This window comes from Mesorhizobium sp. KR1-2, assembly GCF_040045035.1.
Lineage (GTDB): Bacteria > Pseudomonadota > Alphaproteobacteria > Rhizobiales > Rhizobiaceae > Pseudaminobacter.
Genome location: NZ_JBDZDS010000008.1, coordinates 165,281 through 190,499, shown reverse-complemented (window position 1 = coordinate 190,499; position 25,219 = coordinate 165,281). Strand labels below are relative to the sequence as shown.

Sequence of the window (25,219 nt, the reverse complement as noted above, 5' to 3'; positions counted from 1 at the left end):
GGATAGTCTGCAGTCAGCCGAAGGCGACCGACTTGAATTTTCTTGTCTGCTCGGTCAGCGCCCGCTCGGTGGGCAGACGCTCCATCGACGATGCGCCATAGAAGCCGTGGCAGTTGGCCGTGTTCTTCAGCACGAACTCGGCATCCTCCGGCTCGGCCACGGGCCCGCCATGCACCAGGACGATGATGTCCTTGTTGACCTCCAGCGCGGCCTCGGACCACTCGTTGACCAGCGCCGGGCAGTCCTTCAGCTTCAGCGCGGTCTCCGCCCCGATGGAGCCGCCGGTGGTCAGGCCCAGATGGCAGACAACGATGTCCGCGCCCGCCTCGGCCATGGCTTTTGCTTCGTCGGCGTTGAACACGTAAGGCGTGGTCAGAAGATCCTTCTCACGCGCCTTGCGGATCATGTCGATCTCCAGCCCGTAGGACATTCCCGTTTCTTCGAGATTAGCACGGAAGGTGCCGTCGATCAGGCCCACTGTCGGGAAGTTCTGGACGCCGGCAAAGCCGATCGCCTTCACCTGGTCGAGGAAGTGGTCGAGGATGAGGAACGGATCGGTGCCGTTGACGCCCGCCAGCACCGGTGTGCGCTGCACCACCGGCAGGATTTCGCGCGCCATCTCCATCACAACCTCATTGGCGTTGCCATAGGCGAGCAGGCCCGACAGCGAGCCTCGGCCGGCCATGCGGTAGCGGCCGGAATTGTAGATGACGATGAGGTCGATGCCGCCGGCCTCCTCGCATTTCGCGGAGAGCCCGGTACCCGCGCCGCCGCCGACGATTGGCACCCGGCGGCGTTTCATTTCCTGGAATCTTTCGACCAGCGCGGATCGCTCGAAACGCGGCATTACGCTCTCCTCTGAAGCTTCGGCATCGTCGACTGGAATGCCTCTATGACCGCGTCCACGAAGGCCGCGTCGTTGATGTTGGCGCGCACTCGCTGGATGCGGCGCTGCGGCGTCTGGCGCACCGTGCGCTCGATTGCCTCGAAGAGCGCGTTGTCGGCCTCGGGGTCGTGGAACGCCCCGCCCGGCGCATCGAGCATCGACACCCCGCCCTCGGGCAACAGGAAGCGCACCGGCCCGTTCATCTGGTTGAGCCGCGCACCGATCCATTCGCCGAAGGCGCGGTTCTCGTCCCGCGTCGTGCGCATCAGCGTCACGTTCGGATTGTGGATCACGAATTTGCGGCTTTTGAACTTGTCGGGAACGCTCTCGCGCGACCCGAAATTGACCATGTCGAGCGCGCCGACCGAGCCGATATAGGGCAGCCCGGTGCGGATCGCCGCGCCGAACCGGTCCTGATCGGCGGGGAACACGCCGCCCACGATCATGTCGGCGACCTCGGTCGTGGTGAGATCAAGGAAGCCGGCGAGGAGCCGGGAATCGCCCAGGCTTTCCATCGCACGTCCGCCGGTGCCGGTGGCGTGGAAGACCAGGCAGTCATAGTCGGCTTCGAGTCGTTTTATCACCGCCTGCACGGCAGGGGTCGTGACGCCGAACATGGTGATGCCGACCGCGGGACGCGCCAGCTTGCGCTTTTCTTCCCACGCCTGCGCGTCGGGCAGCTGCGCCACCATCCCGGCCATGGCATGCGCGGCATTGCCAAGCACCTGCTCGGTGATGGAGTTCAGCCCCTGAACGTCGGCCACCGAATGGAACATCATGATGTCGGCGCCCCCGACATATTTGCCGACGTCACCGGCCGCCACGGTCGAGACCATGATCTTCGGGATGCCGACCGGCAGCGCGCGCATGCCGGCTGTCGCAAGCGTCGTGCCGCCCGAACCGCCGGCCGAAATGATGCCGCCAAGTCGCGGTTCGCGCTCCACCCAGCGGGCGAAGGCCTCGGCCATTGCGGTGACCGACTTGCCGCGATCGCCCGACATCACCTCGGACGCGCCAAAGGGATGCATGCTCGCCACCTGCATGGCCGTCACATCGACGCTCGACGGCTTGCCCGAAGTGGAGAGATCGACGGTGCGGGCCGGAATGCCGAGCGATTTCAGCCGGTCGGCGATGAAGCGCAGTTCCTTGCCCTTGGTATCGAAGGTTCCGGCGACGAGCACGGTACGCCCGATGCGCTCGGAGAAGGGGATGGCGAAGACCTTCTTCAGATCGTCCTGCGGCGCTACCTTCTCCACCGCCGCCTGCCGCATGGCGGTGACAGGCACGTTCCAGCGGTTGGGCAGGCTGGTCACCGGGCGGTAGATACCGCTGGCCGGCTGTTCGGCTTGTCCGGCATTGCCAGCTCCGCGCTCGATGCGGTAGACCTCAGCCAGTTGCTCCTGCGCCTCGGCGACCGCCGCCGGGGTGACAGTTTCCTCCTCCGAATGCCGGCCGACGCCCAGCAATCGCTGCTGCAGGTCGCGGTCGGCGGCCAGCGCCTTGGCGTCCATGATGCGGTTGATGCGACCGTTGACCATGATAGCCACATTGTCGGAAACCGCCGTCGCGACGCCGATGTTCTGCTCGATGACGAGGATCGCCATCTCGCCTTCCTGGCCGAGCGTGATCAGCATCTGCTCGACTTGGCTGACAATGACAGGCGCCAGCCCCTCGGTCGGCTCGTCCATGACCAGAAGCTTCGGGTCGCTCAGCAGCGCGCGCGAGATCGCCAGCATCTGCTGCTCGCCGCCCGAAAGCTGTGCGCCGCCATTGTTACGACGCTCCGCAAGGCGCGGAAAAGTCTGGTAGACGCGCTCGACGGTCCAGTTCGCATCGCGGCGGCTGGCGGCGAGGCGCAGATGCTCGTCAACGGTCAGGCTCGGCCAGACGCGCCGCCCCTGCGGCACATAGCCGACGCCGAGGCGGTGGATTTCGTGCGGCTCGAGCGACGAGATTTCGCGGCCGTTGACGCGGATCGAACCGGACCGCGCGCGCTTCAGGCCGGTAATGGTGTTGCACAGCGTCGTCTTGCCCATGCCGTTGCGGCCAACCACCGACAGCACACCGCTTTCGAGCGCCAGCGACACGCCCTGCAGGGCGTGGCTTTCGCCGTAGTAGACCTGTAGGTCGTCGATCCGCAGGACGGCCTTGCCGGAAGAAGAAGCACGTTCAGCCATGCTTGCCCCCGAGATAGATCTCCTGCACTTCCGGGTCGGCTTCGATTTCCTGCGGCGTGCCTTCCTTGAACAGCCGGCCGTTGTGCATCATCGACACATATTCCGAGACGCGCAGCGCAACATCAAGATCATGCTCGATGATGATGTAGCCGATGTGCTTCGGCAGCGCGTTGAGGATGGCCACGAGGTCGCGCCGTTCGGTGGGAGACAGGCCGGCGGCCGGCTCGTCGAACAGGATGAAGCGCGGCGCGCCCGCAAGCGCCAGCGCGATCTCCAGCTGCCGCTGTTGGCCGTGCGAAAGGGTCGCCACCAGCGCATCCCGGTCGCGTTCGAGATGCACCGCGTTGAGGATCGATTCCGCCTGCACCATGTTCACGTCGTTGGCGGAAGGGCGCAGCACCGAGAAGCGCCTTCGCGACACGCCCCGGCAGGCCAGGAAAATCGAATCCAGAACCGTCAGCCCCTTGAAGAGCTGCGAAATCTGGTAGGTCCGGCGCAAGCCCCGCCTGATGCGCTCATGCGGCGGCAGGTCGGTTATGTCCTCGCCAAAGAAGCGGATGCGCCCGGCGGTCGGCAGGAAGTCGCCGGTGATGGCGTTGAACAGCGTCGTCTTGCCGGCACCGTTGGAGCCGAGGACCGCGCGCCGCTCGCCGGCCGCGATCCTCATATTGACACCCGTCAACGCCACCAGTGCACCGAAATGACGTGCAATGCCCTCCAGTTCCAGCGCGTAGGCGCCGGAGCCTTGCAGGCGGGATGCAACTGAAATCTCGGCCACTGGCGGTCGCCTTGTGTTTGACGTTACGGGCAGGATGGGTTGTCGCGGCCGACAACGCCGAGCTTCAGGAACTCGTCCTCCGGCATGCCGAGGGTCTGGTTCACCTGCGGCACCACCTTGACCAGCTTGTTGTAGAGGTTGCCGTCGGTGCCTTCCGAAACTTCCGTCAGATAGATGTCGGCGATGGCGTTGCGGTTGTGGTCGAGCGAGACCTTGCCGGTCGGGCCTTCGAAGGAAACCTTCGCCAGCGTCTCCTGAAGCTTCTTGCCGCCGTCCGAGGTGTCGCCGCCAACCTCATCGAGCGCCATCAGCAAGGCCTTCATGTCGAGATAGTAGGCGTGGGCAAACAGCGAGGGCGACGGGAAGGCGTTGGGCTGCTTCTTGTAGGCATCCACGAACGCTATCCACTCCGGCGCGTCGTTGGTGTCGGCCACCGGGCCGGCCGACGGCGTGCCGATCAGGACGTCGCGGATCTTGCCTTTCGAGGTCAGCACCGTCTGGTCGACCGTGATCGAGCCGCCGATCAGAGGCGCGGTGCCGCCTGCCTGCTGGTACTGCGTCAGGAAGTTCACGCCGTCGGCGCCGCCGAGCGCGACATAGATGGCGTCGACATCATCCGGGATCGCGGCGATGACCGAGGAATAGTCCTTGTTGCCGATCGGCACCCAGGACTTCGACGGCACGGTGCCGCCTGCCTTGCAGAACTCGGCCATGAAGCCGAACACCTGGGTGTAGGGGAAGGAATAGTCTTCCGCGACGGTGGCGACTTTCTTGTAGCCCTTCTCGTTGTATGCATAGGTGCCGAGGCCAGCCATCCACTGGGCGCCTTCGGTGCCGAAGCGGAAGAAGTTCTCGGCCGGGTCGCGCAGTGTGGTGTCCTGGGCGGCCGAAGATCCGTTGACAAAGGTCACGTCGGGATGGGTCTTGGCATAGTCCTTGACGGCAATGCCCTCGTCGCCGGAAAGCGGGCCGACGAGAACCTTTACGCCATCCTGCTCGACCAGCTTGCGGGCAGCGCGCACCGCGCTGTCGGGCGAAGCGTCGGACGAGCCCTTGACGATTTCGATCTTCTTGCCCGCGACCATGCCGCCGACTTCTTCAAGCGCCGTCATGGCGCCGCGCTCGCCGTCTTCGCCGAGCACGGTGAAGGGGCCCTCGAAGGTTGCCAGAAGGCCGATCTTGATCGAGTCTTCCGCCCAAGCGAGCGATGGCGCAGTCAACCCCGTGGCCAGCGCGAGCGCCAAAAGTGTTCGCCGATGGATACTCATGAATACTTCCTCCCTGGTTATCGTTGGATCAATCTGAAACCGCTCGTCCCCTCATGGACCCGAGCGCAAGGATTCCTGGGCCAGATGTGGTTTGATCCTCCCCCACAACCCAAGAAGACCGTCCGGCGACACGAAAACGATCACCAGAAAGAACAAGCCGATCAGCGTATTGAACCGCTCGGCGCCGACGATATCGATGGCGAAGGTCTGCATGAGCACGACGACGGCAGCGCCCAAGAACGGCCCGATCGGATGGCGCATGCCGCCGATCACGGCGATGATCAGCACGTTGATGGCGGCAGCGACGTTGATGGTGCCGGGCGAGATGCGCCCGTTGAACCAGACCAGCAGCACGCCAGCCAGGCCGGCGATGATGCCGGCATAGAAATAGGCCACCACCTTGTGTGCGGTGACGTTGAAGCCCAGCGCGCGCATGCGGCGCGGGTTGTCGCGAACGGCCTGCAGCGTCAGCCCGTAGGTCGAGCGCGAGCCGTAAAGCACGGCCGCATAGGCGATGACTGCAAAGCCGAGACAGAGATAATAGAACGGCACCGGATCGCGCCATGCGACGCCCCAGAACTCCGGCGCGCGGATGCCGGTGTAGCCCGGAAAGCCGTTGAACAGCGAATAGTTCTGTTGGGTGAAATAAAAGAAGGCCGTCGCGATCGCGAGCGTGATCATGATCGTGTAGATGCCTTCGGTGCGGTTGGAGATGACACCGATCAACGCCGAGGCGATCGCAGCAATCAGCGTCGCCAAGGGCACCACGATCCAGAACGGCCAGCCGAAGCCGTGTACGCCGGAATTGTTGAGCCCGAACACCGCCACCGTATAGCCGGCGACGCCCGCCACCGAGATCTGGGCCAGGCTGACCATGCCGCCATAGCCGGCAAGCAGCATCAAGGACAGCGAGATCATGCCGAGGATCAGCGAATAGGCGCCGATCTGGGTCAGGAAGAAGCTGGACGCCACCGCGGGATAGAGCGCCAAAAGCACCAGCAGCACGATGTTGCTCGCGCCGATCTTCTCCAGGATCGACTGCACGGCGGCCGGCTTGTCGGTGGGGACAAAGGCCGTCATCGCGCCTTCCCCATGATGCCCTGCGGCCGCACCGCCAGCACCACCACCATGATGACGAAGGTGAGCACGATGCCGTAGGTCGGGAAATAGACTAGGCCGATCTGCTCGGCGAGGCCGATGAGCAGCGCACCGATGGCCGCGCCGGTGATCGAGCCCATGCCGCCGACGATCACCACAACAAGCGACGCGAGCAGGTAGCGCACGTCCTCGCCTGGAGCCACCGACAGCGCCGAGCCGCCAACGACGCCGGCAAAGCCAGCCAGCCCGGCCCCGATCGCAAAGACGATGGCGAACACGGCGTGCACGTTCACGCCCGAAGCCGACAGCATGGCGCGGTCGTCAACGCCGGCGCGGATCATCATGCCCACGCGCGTGCGGTTGAGCATCAGCCAGAGCCCGACGCCGATGACGATCGCCACGCCCAGCACCACGAGCCGGTAGAATGGATAGCGAAGGAAGACGGCCTCGCCGCTGGATTTCACCGCCGTGATGATCGGCAGGCCCACCGCGCCGTCGAGCCATGCCGGCGTGACGATCTGGTAGGTCGTGCCGGTCCATACGGCGAGCATCAGGTCGGCGGCGACGATGGAAATGCCGATCGTCACCAGCGTCTGGCGAAGGTCATCGCCTTCGAGCCGCCGGAAAACAAAAATCTGCATGACGAGGCCGACCAGCGCCAGCACGACGAAGCCGGCCGCCACGCCCATCAGCCAGTAGCCGGTGCGGGTCGACACCTCGTAGCCGATATAGGCGCCCAGCAGATAGAGCGAGCCATGCGCGAGATTGACGTTGCGCATTAGGCCGAAGACCAGCGTGAAGCCGCTCGCCACCAAGAAATAAAGGCCTGCCAATGTCAGGCCGTTGAGCACGGCGCTGGCAAAGGCCTTCTTCGAGGTCAGGATGGCGTTCAGCCAGTCCGGCCAGACGCCAAGCATCAGCCAGGCGAACACCGCCGCCGCAAGGAGCCAAACAATGCCCCATGCCTGCCGCTTCGTGATCCCCCCGCCGCCCGACAAGCCGGCGGAAGCGCCTGGCCGTTCGAGCGTGCTCATGCGGTCAGCCGCCGGTGCTGCTCGTTCATGCGCGGCGCCTTGTGGAACTTGCCGTCCTTCATGATGGCGAGGATGCGGTTCTTGTCCTGCAGGATGCGCACGTCGGCGGTCGGGTCGCCATCGATGAGCAGCACGTCGGCCAGATAGCCTTCCTTGATCATGCCGAGCTCGTCGCCCATGTTCATGATCTGGCCGCCATATTTGGTGCCCGCCATGATCGCTTCCATCGGCGAGAAGCCGAGCATCTCGACGAAGGTCTGGATGTCCTTGGCGTTGGTGCCCTGCGGCGTCCAGGCAAAGCCGTAGTCGCCGCCGATGCAGATGCGGATCCCGCGCCGGTGCATCTTCTTCATCGTGTCGATGCACATTTCGAGCTCGCGCTCATATTCCATGGCGAGCCGCGAGCCGGGCTTGATGCCCCACTGTTCGGCATGACGCGCCGTGTTGATGAGCCATGCCATGCCAGGCGCCACGAAGTGCCTGTCCTTGGCTGCTTCCAGCAGGTCGAGCGCTTCTTCGTCGGCAAAGGAGGCGTGGTAGATGTTCTGGATGCCGTGGCGGATGCATTGCTTGACTGAACCCGACGAGCGGGCATGCGCCGAGAGCACCTTGTTGCGGCAGCGCGCTTCCTGCGCGGCCATCGCCACCTCTTCCTCCGACATCGGCGTTTCCTCGGCGCCCATGCCGGTGATGGATTCGCCCGAGAGGTTGAGCTTGATCGAGTCGACGCCGTATTTGATCAGCGTGCGCACCGTGCGGCGGATTTCCTCCGGTCCCGAAACGACGAGGCCGAGGTTCAGGCCCTCATGCGGAATGTGCGAGGGCGCGGAATCGCCGAGACCGCCGACAGTGGTGATCTCCGGCCCCGCCGCCAGATAGCGCGGACCGGGGAAGCGGCCCTGGTTGATGAATTTCTTTGCCACCACGTCGAGGCGCGGCTTTGCGGCAGCCGCGCCTCGACCGGCGGTAAAGCCGGCATCCAGCACCAGCTTCGCCATCTCCATGGTCACCAGCATGTGCTCCTCGGTCTCCATCATCTGGATGGGATCGATGCCGGGCGCGTTGTTCCAGGAGAGATGCAGATGCGCGTCGATCATGCCGGGCATCAGCGTCGCGCCCATGCCGTCAATGACGGTCATGCCGCCATAGGCAGACGAGGACGAGCCGAAGCGCGACGAGCCCCTCGTGATCTGCTTTATGCGATTGCCCTGCACCAGGACCTCGCCGGTGTAAGGATAGTCGCCGGTGGCATCGAGGATACGCACATTGGTGAACAGCGTGCCACCCGAGCCGTTTCCGCTCCAGCTATCGTCTGCCATCTCTTCCTCCCAAAAGTGGCAAGGCGCCCTCCTGCGCCGGTGTTTTTCGTCCTCAGATCACCGGTCTGCGCGCCTTAGAAAATCCGTCAGTTTCTGGTTGCACTCGCGTGGATGCTCAACCGTAGCCCAATGGCCGCATCTGTCTATGGTAGAAAGCACGGCACCCTTGATCTTGTCGGCCAGGGCCTGCGCCACGCCTACCGGATTGACCGCATCGGCATCGCCCGTGACCAGAAGGGTCGGCGCCGTGATCCGGCGCGGATCGACCGCATTTGCCTTGGCCAGCGCCTCGCAGGTGCGGGCATAGGATTCAGGGTCCTGGCGCGTGATCGATTCCCGCACGAAGGCGACCGCCGCAGGCGAATTCTCGCGCGTATGGGGCGAAATCGCATTGGCCACGATCTGGTCGGCGATATCGGACATGCCGCCCGAGCGGGCAAGCCTGGCCCGGTTTGCGAGGCCGTTCCGCGTCGCATCCGCCGGCTCGGCGAGCGCGCCAAACAGGCAGAGCGAAGCCACCAGCTCCGGCTTGCTGGCTGCAATCTGCTGACAGACAATGGTTCCCATGGAATGGCCGACGAAATGCGCCCGGCTCACCCCCACCCCGTCCATGGCGCGGATGACCGCCTCGCTCATCATCTCGATGGTGAGCGGATCGAGCGGCCGCGCCGAGCGGCCCGACCCCGGAAGATCGACGCGGATGATGCGATAGCCCGACAGCGCCTGCAGCTGCGGCTGAAACATATTGGACGTCCCGCCGAGGCCATGGATCATCACAACGGGAAAGCCCTCCCCGGTGACTTCCACGACGGTCTGGCCGACGGTGACCGTGGTCATTGCGCCCACTCCGAGAACCGGTTTTCGAGCGTGCCGATGCCGTCGATCTCGACGCGCACCACGTCGCCCGCCTTCAGATATTTCGGCGGATTGAAGCCGATGCCGACGCCAGCGGGCGTGCCGGTGGCGATGATGTCGCCGGGCTTCAGCGTAAGGCCCTGCGACAGCGTCGAAATGATCGTCGGGATGTCGAAGATCAGCAGCGAGATCTTGGAGTTCTGCCGCATGTCGCCATTGACGAAGCAGCGGATGCCGGCCGTCTCTAGGTCGAACTCATCCTTGGTCACCGCCCAGGGCCCCATCGGGCAGAACGTGTCCTGCGACTTGCCGATCAGCCACTGGCTGTACTTGCCTTGCAGGTCGCGCGCCGTCACGTCGTTGACGATGGTGTATCCCCACACATGGTCGAGCGCATCTTCCTTGGAAATGCCACGCCCCTCCTTGCCGATGATGACGGCAAGCTCGGCCTCATAGTCGATAGCCGACGAAACCCTTGTGTCGATCAGCACCTTCGAGTGGGTCGCGACCACCGATTCCGGAACCTTGGAGAAGATGATCGGATCCTTCGGGATCGCACCGGCCGCCGCGCTGGAATCGAAACCGCTGCGCGCGAATTCATGCGCATGCTCGTAATAATTCTTGCCGACGCAGAAGATGTTGCGGCGCGGATGCGGGATCGGCGCCTCCAGCTCGACGCTGGAAAGGGGCAGCGGCGACAGCGTGCGCGGCAGCGCGCCATTGCGCTCGATCAGGCCGAGAATGCCCCCCTTGGCGGCCTCGACGGAAAGGTCGAAAGGGGCGATCGTTTCACCTTCGGCATCGACAAGGCCTACGCGGCGCTCGCCGGCGATGGAAAATGTCGCAACCCTCATTCGCTTCCCCTTCATGAACCATTAGTGAGCCAATTCGGCTTCTTTTTGCTACGCTAGCGTCGATTGGTTCAGCTCGCAAGCGGATTCTGTTGGCAAATGAATCGAAAAATGCCACGGTCGATTACCGATCGTTTGAAGAAGCGGGGAAATTTCACTACCGAATTGCCGGATTTCCGCAGCTTTACTGTGGACCCCGGTTCGAACTGCCATTATGAATGGTTCAAAATTGGATCAAATAAAGGTGCTTGCTCATGCCTAGGCTTGTCGCCACCGATATCGCCACAGAACTCAGCAAGCGGATTGCCTCCGGCGAATGGACCGAGAGTGGCCGCATCCCGCCCGAGCGCGACCTTGCCGAAGCATTCGGAGTTGCCCGCAACACCATACGGCGCGCGGTGCACCTGCTCGAGGCGGACGGCACGGTGGTGCGGCAGGTCGGACGCGGTACCTTCCTGGCCGACCCCGATCCCAATTCGCTCGCTTCCGTGGTGGCGCGGATGGAAGGCACCAGCCCGGCCGACATGATGGAGATCCGCCAGCTTCTGGAGCCGGCCGCCGCCTCCTTCGCCGCCACCAATGCCAGCAACAGCGAGCTCAACGCCGTGCGCGAGGCGCATCAGACCGCTTGCGACAGCGCCGACATGCCTACCTTCGAGCATTGGGACGCGGAGTTCCACCACCGCATCTTCGCCTGCTCGCGCAACGACTTTCTGAAGGAAATCCATAACCTCATGCGCATCCTGCGCAACCAGTCGCCCTGGTTCGAGATGAAAAAGCGTTCCTTCTCGGAAGAGCGTCGCCAGACCTATTGCCGCGAACATCAGGCCATCGTCGACGCGCTGATCCAGCGCGACCCCGACAGCGCCAAGCAGGCCATGCTGGTCCACCTTCAGACCGTCGGGTACAATCTTCTGGGCAGGTAGAGCTGGGGGGGCAACAGCCTCGATATCATACCCATATGGGCCTCGATCGGTGTGCCAGTTCGGTGCTGTCGTCTTGTCATGGAACTCATCGATGAAGGCCGGACTGGTGACCAGATCCTGTGCCTTGAGCAGGCGGCAGACCGGAGCCTCTGAGACAAAATTGCTTTCGGTGTCGGCGAAGGTGACCGCCAGTTCGCACAGCGAGAGTTCCGCCTGTTCAGGGCTAGCTCGACGCGCTTCGGGAATGCGGTTCCCGTTGGTGACCAACCAGCCAGCTACACCACTCCTTGGGACATCATCCACCGCGCAGGCCGGACCAGGTTCCTTCAGGCAGGAAGAACAGATCATCAAGCATCTGACAACAGCACGAGATCATGTTGCTTCGATGGGAGATCCCCGTGCTGGGGAAGCAACGGCGCGACAGGCGGCAACGCGTGAACGAGCTGGACGTGAACGCGTTGAACGGCTCGAACACGCCGGATCATGTTTGTTGATTTTCACTGAGAACTGATGGAGTGAGCCTATCTCCTGCCCGCGCGCATTGACCAGCTCCACGGTAGAGAAGAAGCGGACGCGTTTGTGATGAGGCTCGATGGCCTGGACGCCGATAGCCGTGGCGAGATGGGTCTTTCCAGTGCCAGGGCCGCCGACCCGGACGATGTTGTTGGCCGTGTCGGTAAAATCGCAGCGCTGGAGCTCCCGCCCCAGCGCTTCGTTGACCTCGCTGCTTACAAAGTCGAAGCCGTTGAGATCACGATAGGCCGGAAAGCTGCCGTCTTGAGCTGGCAGGCCCAACAAACCGAACTTCCCACTCGGCCGTCTCCGCCTTGAGAAGCTGTGACAGGATGGGAATCGCGGCTTCGAAGGCGGGCGCGCCCTGTTCGGTCAGTTCGCCGACAGCCTGGGCCATGCCGTGCATCTTCAATTGCCTCGGCATGATGACGATGCCGCCGCTCGCAGGATCATGACGCATGGCGCACCTCCATGGCCTTCCTGAGCGCATCGTAGCGCTCGACATTGGCCTTGGGCTCGTTGGCGAGCGCCAAGGCCTGCGGCGCATTCACGGTCGGCGGGGTGAAGGTTTTGCCATCGACCAGGCGATGCAGCAGGTTCAGCACATGCGTCTTGGTCGGAACACCGGTGTTCAGCGCCATCTCGACGGCGGAGGGCACGGCTTGTTCGTCGTGCTGAAGGACAAGCGCCAGGATGTCGACCATCTCGCGGTCGCCACCGGGCTTCTTGAGCAGGTGCTGCTGCAAGGTCCGGAATGCGTCTGGCAGCGCGGCGAACGGTGCCCCGTTGCGCAGCGCACCCGGTTTGCGCGGCACGACCGCCAGATAATGCCGCCAGTCGTAGACCGTCTGGCCGGGGCGATCATGCGAACGGTCGATGATGCGGCGGTGCTCGCAGACGTCTGGCCTTCAGCGGCGACGACGACCCGGTCTGGGTAGACCCGAAGGCTCACCGGCCGATTGGCGAAGGATGCCGGAACGCTGTAGCAGTACGACCAGACATCCGACAGCTACGTCTGCCCTGAGGGGGGAAGCGTCTTTCCGCTCGTCACGGCCATGCCGCCCGGCCTGGCCGAAAGATGGTGAGATATCAAGCCAGCCAGACGGATTGTCGGCCATGTCCAAGCCGCCGACAATGTTGTTCAGGCAACCGGCGCTATGGGCGATCGATTGTCGTTACACACGAAGACCCTGTGGTGAGCGCATTTCGCTGCCGGCAAAATTCGCCAGAGACAAAAGCCTTGATCCGCGGACGTGGGCCCGCCGCAGAGTTCGTCAATGCATGGCTGAAAGAAGAGCTAGGCCTGCGGCGCTTTCGTGTGCGCCGGTTGGCAAAGGCAGGAACGGAAGCCCTGTAGGCCCTGCTGGCCTACAACATCCGGCAGTGGACCCGCCTGCGCTGGAAGCCAAGAATTGCAGCGACCCCCGCCTGAAGAGATGGCCTCCGGGCACAGCTAACCGCAAAAGTTGATCCCAAAGGGGCCATCCTGCGCATTGTTGCCATCTGTTTGCTCTCGCTGGAGGCGAAACTCTCGAACGCAATTCGGCGGCAAACCTAATAATTTCACAGGTCGTCCATCGCCGGATCGTGCGCTTTTCACCCCTGCTGCTCGAAAGTTTCAACCGACGAAAGCGCACCGATCGCCCATCACGGCCTCCTGCAACGGAAACCGTGAATCACACATCAATCCAAATTAATAGGTCCTGAGCTTAGGTGGAGGAAGTCGGTCCAGCTGACGCCGGTCGCACGGATTCCTTGATCTGCAGCTTGAGATCGGCCTGCCCACCTGCCAGATATATCTGGATCAGTGCTTCCTCGACCGAACGCTCCCGTCGCCGATAGCGCTCTCAAAGGTCTGACGCCGCAGCTTTCGAAACCCAATGCGCTTAACGATCCACGGCTGCACGAGACAGCCCGAGCACCGAATGACGGTGCCTATGCCGCTGTGACCGGTACGCGCCTCCGTCGCCGTCCGTTGGTGACCTCAACGATGCCCTTGATATGGCGACCGGCCGGCTTGAGCCCGCCATGGAAGAGGATCGCGTTGAAATAGACAAAGGGGACCGCGATCGCCATGGTCCGCAAGGGATAGTCGACGGAAGAGTGGATCAGAACGAACAGCACGCCCAGGAACGCGGCTTTGTGGAAATGACTGTGCCGAATACGTAAAAGCTGGGCGCCGATCATCGCAACATATCCTGCGATCAGCAGCGCCGCCATCACACCGCCCTCGAAGATCAACTCCAGATAGTCATTGTGGGCGTGATTGGCGTACCGTCCAGAAATGGTCGATGGGTCTTCGTAGGCCTGGTAGGCCGCCGGAAAGTTCCCGAATCCAACGCCCAGGGCCCAGTTCTGTCTGATCCCCTGAAGCGTGGTCGCGGCGAGTTGCGCACGCGTCGCGTCGGTGAAGTCGCGCGCCTCGAGCACGAACCAGGTTCCCATGCCGTAGACGCCTGCAACCGCCGCCAGCACCACTAGGCTGCCGATGCCTGCACGCGAGCGCGAAGCGAAGAAGACCACGGACAATACCAAGGCCAGCAGCCCGATTACCGCACCGGCACGCGATCCGGTGGCCAGCAGGTCAAGCAACAGCAGGACGATCGCGGCGCCCGCCCACGGGCGCATGCCGGCGAATGTCGCCAGATAAAGCAGAAAGGGCAGCGCCTCATAAAGCAGCGACGCGAAGTGGTTGCGGTTGGCGAAGAAGCCGGCAGTGACCGTGAAGGGCAACAAGCCTTCGACCGTCACCCTCGCGGAGGCCGAGTGCTGGACAAACCCGGCGATTGCATTGCAGGCCACGCCTGCAAGCAGGAACGGCAACAGGGCATGAAGCTGCGGACCGGGCACGCGCAGCAGGGCGACGAGCAAAATGGTCAGCACCGCAACATAGAGAAGTGATTCAAGCGTCCGTCCGAGTCCTAGGCTGATGAATTCAAGGGTTCCGGAGTCCAGCCGGCTGTTCGAAAACACCTCGCTGCGCAACGGTCGAACCAATCCTTCCGACACAGGCAGCAGTTGGACGATGATTGCCACCAGAACCAGGCCGCAAAGCCAGAAGATCCGAACATCCGCCGCCTCGCCCGAGCGGGCCGCCAGGATCGGCGTGGCCGCCAACAGGATGAACAGCTGAAGCACCGTGTCGGTCCAGAGCCGTGGGGCTGCGCCTCCACCCAGCAGGGCCGCAGCGATGAAGGCGAGCCCAAGCAGGTATTTCGGCCATTCACCTTTCAACTTCAGCAAGGTCCTCTTTCTCTATTTTCAAAGATTGAAAGCGCACCTGCCCCGAATAGCGGTTCTGCCAGCTTTCGGAGATCACGCCGGTTGCCAGACCGATCTGCTGCAGAGCGCAGCCATCGACCACGAAACTGGCCTCGAAACTCTGGTCGCGATAGCTGCCTTCAGGGATGGGCAGACGCAGAAGCTCCCTTTTTGGGTCCAGACAACCGATACGCCAGTAGAGAGAGCGCGGAGCCCGCAGGTTGGAGGCATCGACCTTGGCAATGAGCCGGTAGCGGCCGGGTGACAGGAACAGGGTCTGGCGCAGCACGATGTCCTTGGCCGGCGCATTAAGAAATCGGACTGTCGCCCCTGGGAAAGGCGTTTCGTCGGTCAGGCTGATTTCGGCAGCGCGGGTGTTGCGAATCTGCCAGGAGAAGGGACTTGCGGTCGATGCAGGCACGAATGACGCGTTGTAGACGTAGCCGGCCAGCTCGTGCTCTCCAGCCGGCAGGGTGAAGCGGAACAGGCGATAGGCTTCTTCGTAGCGCTTCGCCGCGATGAAACCACGGCTCACCGCCCCGACCTCGCTCCGCTCGGGCGGGTGGTCGGAATCGGCGAAATCCAGCAGCAGCCGATAGGCAATGCCAAGTCCTTCCTCCTGCCGTGCGAGAGCGGACAGGATCCGGCCTCGCCACGGTGCACCGCCGCGCATCAGCTCGACGATGGCCCTATAGGCACCCTGGTCTGACAGCAGTCTCGGCAACAAGGGAGTCAAGACGCCGGCGCGCTTTGGCCATCGCCGCAACAGGATATCGATATGCGCGACCGCGCCGGCATAGTCGCCGGTGTCGATGGCGCGCGCCGTCAGATGCTGGAGTGCGTCGATCTCCGTGCGGGAAAGAAGATGCGCTTGTCGAAAAAGACGATAAGCCTCCTCCCCTTCGCCCATCCGCAGGCGCAACTCTCCCAACAGGCTGTAGAAACGCGAGTCGACAGGGCTGAACGCGAGGCCAACGGCGGCCATGCGCAGGAGCTTTTGAAGATCGGGATCGTTGTCGTTGAGCGCGGTCGTCAGCGCATTGACGCGCGCCCGCGCGTTGAGCGGGTTGAGCTGCAGGGCGACTTCAGGCGCGATTTTCTCAATCGATCGGCTTAAGCCGTTGAACGAGACGCCCGACAGAACTGCGAGTGATATAGCCCAGGCGATCCAGGAACGATCGGTTCCTCTCAGCATAGCTGTCCGTTCCACCCTGCCCCTCCAGCTTCGGATGTTCGTGACCGTACTGATAGTAGTAATAATTCATGTACCTGTAGGCGTAGTTGTAGTCGAAGGCCCCCGCGCTAAACCTGCTCAGGCACGCGCCAATGACGTTGCCGCCGGCGGCACGTAACCTCTTCAGCGCTGATTTTGCCGACTTGCGCGACACATTGTTCGCCGACACCAGAAGCAGCGTGGCTTGAGCGATCCGGCTCAGGATCGGCGCATCGGAGAGGCCGACGACAGGCGGGCTGTCGATAATGACGAGATCGAACCGGCCGGCAAAATACTCGACCAGAAGCGCCATTTTGGCCGAAGACAGCAGATCGGCCGGGTTGGGCGGGATGGTGCCGGAAGTCACCACCCAGATATTGTTTTCCCTGGTTTTCCTGATGGTGCGCGGCAGATCTTCGCGCAACACCGAATTCGTCAGAATGTTGCTCAGGCCGAGCGTGTTATCGAGCCCGAACAACCGATGCATGCTGGGCTTGCGAAGGTCACCATCGATGATCAGCACCTTCTTGCCGATTGCGCCGAAATCGAGCGCAATCTTGTAGGCGCTGGTCGACTTGGTCTCTGACGGCTCGGAACTGGTGACTACCAGCGTATTCGGCATGCCCTCCGCCCCTGAGAACTGAATCGAGGTCCTGAGGCTGCGATAGGCCTCCGAGAGGCCCGATTTCTGATCGGCAAGGCTTGCTTCCAGGTCCTCCGCATCGACTTTCGGAAGAATACCTAGCACAGAGAGGCCGAGTTCCTTCTCGATCTGGTCGGGATTGACGAAGGTGTTGTTGAGCAGTTCGAGCAGATAGATGATCGCCGCGCTCAACGCCGCGAACAGGACGAGCGCGATGGCGAGGTTGATTGAGAGTCGCGGGGCCACCGGCGCTTTCGAAAGAACGGCCAAATCAACGATGGAGGCGTTCTGGGATCGGAGCTCAGATCCCACCCCGATCGCATTCAGCTTGGTTATCAGCGTTTCGTATTGCGAGCGATTGGAGTCGACCTCACGCTTGAGGATTGTGTACTGAATGTTCTTGTCCTCATAGGCGATCTGTCCCTGTTCCAGCTCGCCGAGCTTGATCCGCAACTCGGCCTCGCGCTTCTCCGTCTCGTCGCGCTTTTTCCTTATGCCATCGAGTATGACGGCGACGCCGTCGGCATACTGCCGCTCCAACTCGCCGATGCGCATCTGAAGCTGGCGCATTTCGGGGAAACCGGGTTTGAAGGCGGTCAGTTTCTGCTGATACTCGGCTTTCAGCTGGGCAGCATCGGTCCGCAGCTTTTGCAGCGGCTGGCTGGCCAGCACCTGTTCAAGACTGTCACCACGGCCAAGCTCGATCTGGCTGACGAGCACGTCCCTCTCGAGCCGCTCCTCCATCGCCTTGGCGAGCGCAGTGTTGATGGCTTCGATATTGGAGGCAATGAGCGATCGTTCGCTGCCTGTGACGGTGATGCCCGCCTTGCGCGCATAATCAACCAGCGCCTGTTCCGAAGCTTGCAGCTTCACCTTGACCTGCAGCACCTGCTCCTGAATGAACTGGCGCGCGAGTTCCGAGGTCTCGCCGGTCTTGTCCACACGCTGGTCGATGAAGCTCTGAGCAATCTGGTTTGCGACGCCGCGGGCATATTCAGGTTTCTGGTCGCTGAACGCGATCGTCAGCAGGCTGGTGTTCGGAACCAGGCTGACGGACATGGCGTCAAGCACGCGCCCCACGGCAATGCGCTCGCGCTCGTCGGGGCTGAACTCGTCGGATGCGGGGGCGAGTTTCAGCCCGAAGGCGCGTCTGGCAAGGTTCCAGGGTGAAAAGCGTGGCGCGGGATAGAGGAAGTCTCGCTTGTCGGCGAGGCCAAGCTGGTAGACAACGCGCTCGGCGATGGCACGGCTCATGATCTTCTCACGCGCGGTCAGGAACGCCCGCTGGTCCGACGTTTCCGACACCACCTCGATATCCTGGAAAACTCGCGCCGACGGCGTGACCACCTCCAAGCGGACGGACGACTGGTAGATGGGCGTCTGCATCATGGTCACGACAAAGCCGCCGACCAGTGCAAAGAGCATCATGAAAGCGATCAGCCACCGATGCCGTAGGACAATGGACAGCAGTTTGAGCGGATCGAGCAGGCCTTCCCGTTCGGGCTGGTCTTGGCCGTAGGGAGGGTAATCGAACTGCTGGTAGGACGGCGCACCGGCGTAAGATGCAAGTGATCCGACATTGGGCAGCGAATAAGAGCGATCCAGCATTCTCTGACCTTCTGAACCTATTTGGAGCGGGATGGCCAACCTTGAATCGCCGTCTCGCTCTAAGCTTTTGTTTTTGCGGAATGATATTGAACGAAAAGTCTGCAGCTTTTCGGGATCATGCTTCAAGGTACAAGGACTGAGAGCCGGCCGACAGAGGTGGCAACGCCCAGCGCTTCCTTGAGGCTTTGCAGCATCACGCGCGACTGAGAGGCGAAGACGACAACCACGTCCCCTCCATACACCGGTGGGTTGCGGCCGCTGCCTTGACGAATATTATCGACCTTGTAATTGGTGACGTAATTGACATCGCCCACCCGGCGAAAAACGTAGACTTTCGAGGGATCGGCGACCGCGGTCAGTCCTCCCGCCAACGCGACGGCATCGAGCAGCGAGGCGCCGGGTGGAAGCGGATAGACGCCAGCACGCCTCACCTCGCCGTCCACGGTCACCCGACGTGCAGCAGATTCCTTGACGAAGACCGACACGTTCGGCGACTGAAGATAACTGGCCGCGTAGGCTGTCTCGATGTCGCCTTGCAGCATCTGGACGGACTTTCCCGAGGCCTGCACCGCGCCGATCAGTGGCAACGAGACATAACCGCGGTCATCGACCTGGACCGTGCGTGCCAGATCCGGAACCTGAAAGACCGATATCTCAAGCACATCCGAAATCGCCACCGGCTGCGCCACGCCGCTTGTCACCGCTAGAGGCGGCGGAAGCTCGGCAACCATTTTCAGTCCACGATCGCCGTGGCCGGCAACGCTGCTCAATGCCGTAAGAGCAGCCGGGGTCTCGCGCGACGTGCCGGGTGTGGCGCTGCACCCCCACATCGCGAACAGGCAGGAAGCCATAGCGACAGAAGAGCCCAGCTTGCATCTCATATTAGGCATTCCTGATCCATTCGATGAGCCGGCTAAGCGGCTTGGCCTCGCCAGAAGGTTGCGTTATTCGAAAGGCTGTCGCCCGGCTCGAGTCGAAGGCCGGGGTAACTGGCAGATCGCGTAGAATGCGCATCGGCCTGCGGATCACGAGATCCTCGGCGACCTCTCGTCCATAACGAGCAGCCACGATCTCCCGCGCCTTTGACAGGCCCGGGATCCTTGCCCGCAGATTGTGGGCGTCGCTTGCGATAACATCCACTCGGCCCTCGTCGAGCATCCGTTCGGCCAGGTACTGCGCCATACGCCCAAAACTGCCTGTCAGAGAGCCGGCCGTGATCTGCATCAGACAACCGGCCCCGTTGACCCTGTTGACGACGTCATAGTGCGAGCGTGTCCACGCCAGCCGCTCCGGATGGGTCAGTATGGGAACAAAGCCTGCGCCGATCAGGCTCGCGACCAGGTTCTCCAGCTGCGGCGGTAGCACCTGATGCGGCGGCTCGAGCAGGAAATAGCGCGAGCCATTGAGGGTGGGGACAGTGCCGTTGCGGAGCTTTTCGGGCAGATCGGGCGCGATGTGCACGTCTGCGCCGACCACGAGCGTCAGATCAATGTCGGCCTCGCCAAGCGCCTGACGCAACGAGGTGACCCGGGCATCGATCCCGTTCGCATCGTTGGTGTAGAGGCCCGGCAATATGTGCGGAGTGCATGCCATGACACGCACCCCGTCGTCGACGGCCCGTCTGGCCATGGCGAGCGCCATCTCGAGATCGGCGGCGCCGTCGTCACATCCGGGAAGAAGGTGAGAATGTAGATCGATCATGGTCGGCGGATGCCAGGTATGTCGTCGTCACGGGCAGCCCTTCACGAAGAATGGCTCGCGGCAGACAGGACGGACATACTTCCATGTCCGCCTGCGATTTCCATCAATGTCGATTGGTCCTGGGTCAGTCGCCGACCCTATCGGCACGAAAAACCTCAGGGGCTGAGGGGCTTGTGATCATCCCCCGTCGACGCCGCAATAGCCGCGCCTATCCCCAACGCCGCTGCCGCGCCACCAACGATCAAGGCGGTTCCGTTACCTGCTCCGACTACGCCGCTCGGATCCGTCTCGCTGAGAACGACGCAAAGCCGTTCACCCTCCGTCGTGAATGTGGCCTGCATCCGCGCCCTGAGGTTCAACCTGTGCTGTCCCACTGTGAGCGAGGCGGTGCTCGCTGGCCCCGTCTCGACCACGCCGCCCAGGGCGATAGGCATGCCGACGGAGGCTGGTGCCCAACCCTGACCGAGGCCCATTACGTTGACCTGCCCTCTCGCGGACGCAACGGTCCCGGCCGCTTGATGATTTCTCACACTGGATAGAGGCAGACGAAGGGCGCAGTCCTGCGCATAGGCGCTGCTGCCGATGCTGACGGCGAGGCAGATACCCATGCCTACGGCGATAACCGTTCTCAGCTGTTTACGATTGATCAAACATTGCCGGAGCCTGGCCGAACCTCGATGGTTTACATTCATGATTACTCTCCTTTGCTGGTTAGGGCACTATCCACGACGCTTCTTCGAAATTGTGTTTTGGAGCGGGCACATGCCGCCCTCGATCACTGACCGACCCCGCAAGCCGGCAGTACTGAAAAGGCCGATCGGAACGCGACCGTTGAGGCACATCACGTCTTGACGATCTTTCGGGAACGATGGCCGCGCCTGCCGAGCGCGTTGCGCGTGTCCACGATCAGCGAAGCGTGCTTATGAAGCAGGTCGTAGTCGACAACGTCGTGATCGGTCGCGATCAGCACCGCGTGATAGGCAGCAACGGCGTCAGGTCTCAGCTCCACAGATCGGCGGCCGGCCAGCGCCGCGTGTTCCCGCGTCAAAGGCACTTCGGGCACGTGAGGATCGTGATAGTCGACCCGTGTTCCCCGCTGCTCCAGCAATTCGATAAGGGAGAAGGACGGGCTTTCACGGATATCGGAGACGTTCTTCTTGTAGGCGAGCCCGACGACAAGAACCCTGGCCGACCCGAGCGATCGGCAGTGATGGCGATCCAGCGCACGCTCCAGATTGCCCATGACATAACGTGGGATCGAGATGTTGATCTCGCCGGCAAGCTCGATGAAGCGCGTCGGCAGTCCATATTCCCGCGACTTCCATGTCAGGTAAAATGGGTCGATCGGAATGCAGTGCCCACCAAGGCCGGGACCGGGGTAGAAGGGCATGAAGCCGAACGGCTTCGTCGAAGCGGCGTCGATCACTTCCCAGACATCGATCCCCATTGCGTCGTAGATGATCTTCAGTTCGTTGACGAGCGCGATGTTGACGGCGCGGAACACGTTCTCGGTGATCTTGACGGCCTCGGCCGTCGACGGTGACGAGACGGTGACGACGCGGTCCACCACCGCACCATAGAAGGCCTCGGCCAGTGCGCACGCCTCGGGGCCATCGCCGGCGACCACCTTCGGAATTGTAACGGTGCGATAGCTGGCGTTGCCGGGGTCCTCGCGCTCGGGCGAGAAGGCGAGGAAGAAGTCCCGGCCGCTCTTCAGTCCGCCTGCCTCGAGGATCGGCTTCACCACCTCCTCGGTCGTGCCTGGATAGGTGGTGGACTCCAGCACCACCAGCTGCCCTTGGCGCAGGTGCGCGGCAATGGTTCTGGCGGTGTCGATGACATATTGCAGGTCGGGCTCGCGCTGCCTCGACAGCGGCGTTGGCACGCAGATGACAATGACGTCGCACTCTGCCAGTTCGGCGAAATTGCTGGAGGAGCGGAACGTGCCAGCCGCCACATAGGCGCCAAGGTCCCTGGAGGGGACGGCGTCGATGTAGGACGTGCCGGCGTTTAGGTGCGCCACCTTTCCAACGTCGATGTCCAATCCGAGCGTGCGGAAGCCTCCGCGCGCAGCCGCTATCGCCAGCGGGAGACCGACATAGCCCAGACCTATGACACCGACCACGGCCTTGCGATTGCCGATCCTCGCGGCCGTCCGCGCGGCCACGTCCGTCTCATTCGTCATATGAGCGTTTCCCCTATCGTCTTTTGCGGGTCGTCGACTTGCCGTTCACCGACGTCGCTGAGCAATGAGCCTTCGATCAGCTGGAGCATGCGATTTGCGAGATGAGCGCGATCGAATTTCCGAGCCGCTTCGATGCCGTTCGCGCCGAGTTCCTTTGCAAGCTGCCGGTTGCGCGACAACGTTATCAGTCTGTCGCGCAGCTGCTGCGCGTTTTCGGGCTCGAAGATGAGCCCGACTCTTCCGCCTTCGACGATCTCGGCCGACTCGCCCGGCACACCGTGCAGAACGGGAATGCCCATGGCCATGCACTCGAACAGCTTGGAAGGGATTACGGTCGTGAAGAGGTCGATACGGCGAAGATGGATCACCGAAGCGTCGAGCACGGACCAGTAGCGGACCACGTCGGCCTTGGGCACGGTATCGAGGAAGGTAACGTTCGTAAGCTTCAGCTCCACCGCGCGCGCCCGCAGGGCCGTCTTCGATGCACCGTTGCCGAGGAAAAGCAGGTGGATATCGTCCTGCCCCTCCTCCTGCAGCAGGCGCGTCGTCTCCAGCAGCGTCTCCAGCGCATGGGCAAGGCCGTGGGTGCCGATATAACCGGCGACAAATTTGCCTGTCAGACCGAGCATCTCTGCCAGTTCGCCATCCTTTTCGCGGGGCCGGAACAGCGACAGGTCGGCTCCGTTGGTGACGACATGGATCTTGGCTGGCTGAATGCCCCGGGCCACCAGATTCCGCTTGAAGGCGTTCGTAACCGGGATGATGATTTTCGCCTTGCGGTAGAGGAAGAGTTCAAGCTTCTCCAGCCAGTCGAGAATAAGGGACTGCCTCATTGCGCCCACGGCCCGGATCGATTCAGGCCACAGATCGCGAAGCTCGAAGATGAACGGAGCCCTGCGTAGCCGGCTGGCGAGATAGCCGGCACAGGCGGTGAAGAACTGCGGCGAGGTGGCGATCACGACGTCGGGCCGACGAACGCGCAGACTGGCCAGCGTGGCAGTTACCATGAAGCTCACATAGTCGAGGGTGCGGCGCACAATGCCTTCATTGGCCGCGATGTAACTCCAGACGCGGACAACCTCGATGCCATCCATGGCCTCGCGGGCCAGCAATCTGTTGTGGTAGCCTTCGAACACTCGCCCTTGGGGGAAATTCGGCGCGCAGGTGATGACCGTAACGCGATGGCCAGCTTTCACCCATTCTCGGCAATGCTCGAAGGTGCGGCTTGCCGGCGCGTTCACCTCCGGCGGGAAGTTGTCGGTCAGGAAAAGGACATGCATCAGGCTTTCTCCGCCCAGGAAAACTCGATGACGCTCTTGCCGGCCGACAGCTCGAGCAGGAGTCGTCGGGCAGGCAGGCTCGCGCCGAATTCAGGGTGCCATGTCGAAGGCTCTATTCTCGCCGTTCCCTTTGCGACGGACCAACGCAGCACGGTGCCGTGTGCGTTGCAGAGGCTTCCGGTTGAGCCATCGGCAGTGGCCGAGGGGGTAAAGGCAGGATGGAAATGGAACGCGGCGACCGCCCGGTCATGGCCGCCCTCGACCTTGTCGCTGACGATGAGACTGTCACCGCCGAAGTACCAGCTACGCCGGTGGCGCGGCTGGCCCGAAAGCCGCCGATAGCCGTCATGGCTGCATGCCACGATGCTGAATTGGTCCTGCAGTGAAACGAAGAGCCCTTCGGGGCGCGCGCGGCGCGCAACGCGAAAGCCCGACCAGATCTCGGAAGAATTCTCGCCGTCGATCTCAACCGTGTTGTGCCCAGCCGTGCCGCGCTGGCGTAGACGCTCCGGCCCCTTTCCGTAGACGGAGGTGCCGGAATTGACGATCGCCCGCCGCCCGTCCACCGACAGCTCGAAGGACAGCGTGTCTGCATGCGCGTGGCCCGGAAGATAGTCCGGACCGATGCGCCCGACATCGAGCAACGCAACCGCCCGATCATCACCGAGGCGGACGTAGCCACTGTCCCGAAGCCACAGCGACGACACAGCCGCCGTCGGCGCAAAGCCAAGCCTCTCGGCGTAATCCTCGAGCTCCCATGGCAAAGGCGCGATCCCCAGCGCCGCATCGTTGAAGAAAGCGATCTCGCCATCGGGATGGGACATGGCTGCAAGCCAGCTCCGCATCGCCGCTATCTTCCGCTCCCACAGGTCGGGGATCGACAGCCCGACAGCACGCAGCACGTTGACGAGATCCAGCATGTCCTCGAGCGCCAGCGCGTGATACATGGTGCTGAGTTCGAAATGCCCCCCGTCTTCCAGGATCTGCTCCGGCACCTCCCGAGCGAGAATGCCCAGGCCGAGATCGAGCCAGGCCCCGGCCTCTTCGCCAGCGAAGAAACAGCCGGCGAAGACCAGCGCCTTGGCGTTGGCAAAAAGGTGATTGCCCAGCAGATGGTGTTCGAGCCGCCGCGCCAGCCAGCGCGCCTGTACGGCAAGGCTCGTCACTACCTCGGATGAAAGCGGATTGCCTGCGCGCGCCCACTTGATCCAGTTCACGATGCGCAGCGACGTGGGATATGGCTCCCAGCCGGTGCCCTTGCCCGGAGGATTCTGGGCGATCCATCTGGCAATCAGCGCACGGTGCCAGTCCGTGCGATGCTCCGCCCCCTCGGCGTTGAGGTCGTCGAAATAGTGCAAATTGTAGCGCCAGAGTTTTGCGACTGCGGGATCGTCCCAGCCATGCTGCGAAAGCGACCGCACCTCATTGAGGAAGCGGAATTCGTCCGGTCCGATCTGGCTCTGGCCCCTGCGCACCGGCAAAACCCATCCATGATGCTGCCGCAACGGAGGCGCAGGCCGAAGGTCCGGCCGCGGACGAACCGTACGGAACCACAGCCGGCCATGGATCTGTACAGGCCGAAGATGGCGGACAGTGTCCACGTAAAGACGCAAGCTGGCAGCC

The 25,219-nt window shown here is 62.7% G+C and carries 18 protein-coding genes and 3 pseudogenes; 1 reads left to right on the top strand and 20 read right to left on the bottom strand.

Annotated features, from left to right (window positions below; all coding sequences use genetic code 11):
* Positions 1-13: 13 nt before the first annotated feature.
* Genes ABLE85_RS17040 through ABLE85_RS17000 form a run of 9 tightly spaced genes read right to left on the bottom strand, consistent with a single transcriptional unit; the run spans position 14 to position 10,269 of the window.
* On the bottom strand, positions 14-847 hold the full coding sequence (locus tag ABLE85_RS17040) for a phosphoenolpyruvate hydrolase family protein (protein ID WP_348793899.1): 834 nt from the start codon (positions 845-847) through the stop codon (positions 14-16).
* Positions 847-3,063 carry an ABC transporter permease gene (locus ABLE85_RS17035; RefSeq protein WP_348793898.1) on the bottom strand — a complete coding sequence of 739 codons (2,217 nt, stop codon included), beginning with the start codon at positions 3,061-3,063 and terminating at the stop codon, positions 847-849. Before ABLE85_RS17035 ends, ABLE85_RS17040 begins: the two co-directional genes overlap by 1 nt.
* The gene (locus ABLE85_RS17030) at positions 3,056-3,832 is read right to left on the bottom strand and encodes an ABC transporter ATP-binding protein (protein WP_348793967.1); all 777 of its coding nucleotides are present in this window, start codon (positions 3,830-3,832) and stop codon (positions 3,056-3,058) included. Before ABLE85_RS17030 ends, ABLE85_RS17035 begins: the two co-directional genes overlap by 8 nt.
* A 32-nt stretch (positions 3,833-3,864) precedes the next feature.
* Positions 3,865-5,109 (bottom strand): ABC transporter substrate-binding protein, encoded by a 1,245-nt coding sequence (locus tag ABLE85_RS17025; protein ID WP_348793897.1) that lies wholly within the window; start codon positions 5,107-5,109, stop codon positions 3,865-3,867.
* A 51-nt stretch (positions 5,110-5,160) separates the two neighbouring features.
* The gene (locus ABLE85_RS17020; RefSeq protein WP_348793896.1) at positions 5,161-6,189 is read right to left on the bottom strand and encodes a branched-chain amino acid ABC transporter permease; all 1,029 of its coding nucleotides are present in this window, start codon (positions 6,187-6,189) and stop codon (positions 5,161-5,163) included.
* A complete protein-coding gene (locus ABLE85_RS17015; RefSeq protein WP_348793895.1) occupies positions 6,186-7,241 on the bottom strand; it encodes a branched-chain amino acid ABC transporter permease in 1,056 nt (351 codons plus the stop codon). Before ABLE85_RS17015 ends, ABLE85_RS17020 begins: the two co-directional genes overlap by 4 nt.
* Positions 7,238-8,560, bottom strand: a complete 1,323-nt coding sequence (locus ABLE85_RS17010) for an amidohydrolase family protein (RefSeq protein WP_348793894.1) — start codon at positions 8,558-8,560, stop codon at positions 7,238-7,240. The genes ABLE85_RS17015 and ABLE85_RS17010 overlap by 4 nt, the downstream gene beginning before the upstream one ends.
* A 57-nt stretch (positions 8,561-8,617) precedes the next feature.
* Entirely contained in the window at positions 8,618-9,397 is a 780-nt protein-coding gene (locus ABLE85_RS17005) for an alpha/beta fold hydrolase (RefSeq protein WP_348793893.1), read from the bottom strand.
* Entirely contained in the window at positions 9,394-10,269 is an 876-nt protein-coding gene (locus ABLE85_RS17000; protein ID WP_348793892.1) for a fumarylacetoacetate hydrolase family protein, read from the bottom strand. The genes ABLE85_RS17005 and ABLE85_RS17000 overlap by 4 nt, the downstream gene beginning before the upstream one ends.
* 251 nt (positions 10,270-10,520) lie before the next feature.
* Between ABLE85_RS17000 and ABLE85_RS16995 the strand changes: the two genes are divergently transcribed.
* Positions 10,521-11,192, top strand: coding sequence for an FCD domain-containing protein (locus ABLE85_RS16995; RefSeq protein WP_348793891.1), 672 nt, complete (start codon positions 10,521-10,523; stop codon positions 11,190-11,192).
* A gap of 45 nt (positions 11,193-11,237) precedes the next feature.
* Here ABLE85_RS16995 and ABLE85_RS16990 read toward each other — a convergent pair.
* The 11 genes and pseudogenes from ABLE85_RS16990 to ABLE85_RS16940 form a co-directional block, all read right to left on the bottom strand.
* Positions 11,238-11,417, bottom strand: a pseudogene (locus tag ABLE85_RS16990) (IS3 family transposase); the annotation flags it as partial.
* Positions 11,418-11,729: 312 nt separating this feature from the next.
* A pseudogene (locus tag ABLE85_RS16985) lies at positions 11,730-12,165 on the bottom strand (ATP-binding protein); the annotation flags it as partial.
* Positions 12,155-12,690: pseudogene (locus tag ABLE85_RS16980) on the bottom strand (IS21 family transposase); the annotation flags it as partial. The pseudogenes ABLE85_RS16980 and ABLE85_RS16985, both read right to left, overlap by 11 nt.
* 950 nt (positions 12,691-13,640) lie before the next feature.
* Positions 13,641-14,948 carry an O-antigen ligase family protein gene (locus tag ABLE85_RS16975; protein WP_348793890.1) on the bottom strand — a complete coding sequence of 436 codons (1,308 nt, stop codon included), beginning with the start codon at positions 14,946-14,948 and terminating at the stop codon, positions 13,641-13,643.
* On the bottom strand, positions 14,929-16,161 hold the full coding sequence (locus tag ABLE85_RS16970; RefSeq protein ID WP_348793889.1) for a hypothetical protein: 1,233 nt from the start codon (positions 16,159-16,161) through the stop codon (positions 14,929-14,931). Before ABLE85_RS16970 ends, ABLE85_RS16975 begins: the two co-directional genes overlap by 20 nt.
* On the bottom strand, positions 16,067-18,469 hold the full coding sequence (locus ABLE85_RS16965) for a polysaccharide biosynthesis tyrosine autokinase (protein WP_348793888.1): 2,403 nt from the start codon (positions 18,467-18,469) through the stop codon (positions 16,067-16,069). Before ABLE85_RS16965 ends, ABLE85_RS16970 begins: the two co-directional genes overlap by 95 nt.
* Positions 18,470-18,552: 83 nt before the next feature.
* Positions 18,553-19,311, bottom strand: a complete 759-nt coding sequence (locus ABLE85_RS16960; RefSeq protein ID WP_348793887.1) for a polysaccharide biosynthesis/export family protein — start codon at positions 19,309-19,311, stop codon at positions 18,553-18,555.
* A gap of 1 nt (position 19,312) precedes the next feature.
* A complete protein-coding gene (locus tag ABLE85_RS16955) occupies positions 19,313-20,131 on the bottom strand; it encodes a CpsB/CapC family capsule biosynthesis tyrosine phosphatase (protein WP_348793886.1) in 819 nt (272 codons plus the stop codon).
* A gap of 841 nt (positions 20,132-20,972) precedes the next feature.
* Positions 20,973-22,316: a nucleotide sugar dehydrogenase gene (locus ABLE85_RS16950; protein WP_348793885.1), complete on the bottom strand. Its 1,344-nt coding sequence runs from the start codon at positions 22,314-22,316 to the stop codon at positions 20,973-20,975.
* Positions 22,313-23,596, bottom strand: coding sequence for a glycosyltransferase family 4 protein (locus ABLE85_RS16945; RefSeq protein WP_348793884.1), 1,284 nt, complete (start codon positions 23,594-23,596; stop codon positions 22,313-22,315). Before ABLE85_RS16945 ends, ABLE85_RS16950 begins: the two co-directional genes overlap by 4 nt.
* Positions 23,596-25,071 carry an alginate lyase family protein gene (locus ABLE85_RS16940; protein ID WP_348793966.1) on the bottom strand — a complete coding sequence of 492 codons (1,476 nt, stop codon included), beginning with the start codon at positions 25,069-25,071 and terminating at the stop codon, positions 23,596-23,598. The genes ABLE85_RS16945 and ABLE85_RS16940 overlap by 1 nt, the downstream gene beginning before the upstream one ends.
* Between the last annotated feature and the right edge of the window lie 148 nt (positions 25,072-25,219).

What these genes read in the sequence shown, in the direction of transcription:
- ABLE85_RS16960 (WP_348793887.1), bottom strand. Translation starts at nt 19,311, where the DNA reads ATGAGATGCAAGCTGGGCTCTTCTGTCGCTATGGCTTCCTGCCTGTTC.
- ABLE85_RS16945 (WP_348793884.1), bottom strand. Translation starts at nt 23,596, where the DNA reads ATGCATGTCCTTTTCCTGACCGACAACTTCCCGCCGGAGGTGAACGCG.
- ABLE85_RS16955 (WP_348793886.1), bottom strand. Translation starts at nt 20,131, where the DNA reads ATGATCGATCTACATTCTCACCTTCTTCCCGGATGTGACGACGGCGCC.
- ABLE85_RS17035 (WP_348793898.1), bottom strand. Translation starts at nt 3,063, where the DNA reads ATGGCTGAACGTGCTTCTTCTTCCGGCAAGGCCGTCCTGCGGATCGAC.
- ABLE85_RS17005 (WP_348793893.1), bottom strand. Translation starts at nt 9,397, where the DNA reads ATGACCACGGTCACCGTCGGCCAGACCGTCGTGGAAGTCACCGGGGAG.
- ABLE85_RS17040 (WP_348793899.1), bottom strand. Translation starts at nt 847, where the DNA reads ATGCCGCGTTTCGAGCGATCCGCGCTGGTCGAAAGATTCCAGGAAATG.
- ABLE85_RS17020 (WP_348793896.1), bottom strand. Translation starts at nt 6,189, where the DNA reads ATGACGGCCTTTGTCCCCACCGACAAGCCGGCCGCCGTGCAGTCGATC.
- ABLE85_RS16970 (WP_348793889.1), bottom strand. Translation starts at nt 16,161, where the DNA reads ATGCTGAGAGGAACCGATCGTTCCTGGATCGCCTGGGCTATATCACTC.
- ABLE85_RS16995 (WP_348793891.1), top strand. Translation starts at nt 10,521, where the DNA reads ATGCCTAGGCTTGTCGCCACCGATATCGCCACAGAACTCAGCAAGCGG.
- ABLE85_RS17015 (WP_348793895.1), bottom strand. Translation starts at nt 7,241, where the DNA reads ATGAGCACGCTCGAACGGCCAGGCGCTTCCGCCGGCTTGTCGGGCGGC.
- ABLE85_RS16950 (WP_348793885.1), bottom strand. Translation starts at nt 22,316, where the DNA reads ATGACGAATGAGACGGACGTGGCCGCGCGGACGGCCGCGAGGATCGGC.
- ABLE85_RS17000 (WP_348793892.1), bottom strand. Translation starts at nt 10,269, where the DNA reads ATGAGGGTTGCGACATTTTCCATCGCCGGCGAGCGCCGCGTAGGCCTT.
- ABLE85_RS17025 (WP_348793897.1), bottom strand. Translation starts at nt 5,109, where the DNA reads ATGAGTATCCATCGGCGAACACTTTTGGCGCTCGCGCTGGCCACGGGG.
- ABLE85_RS17010 (WP_348793894.1), bottom strand. Translation starts at nt 8,560, where the DNA reads ATGGCAGACGATAGCTGGAGCGGAAACGGCTCGGGTGGCACGCTGTTC.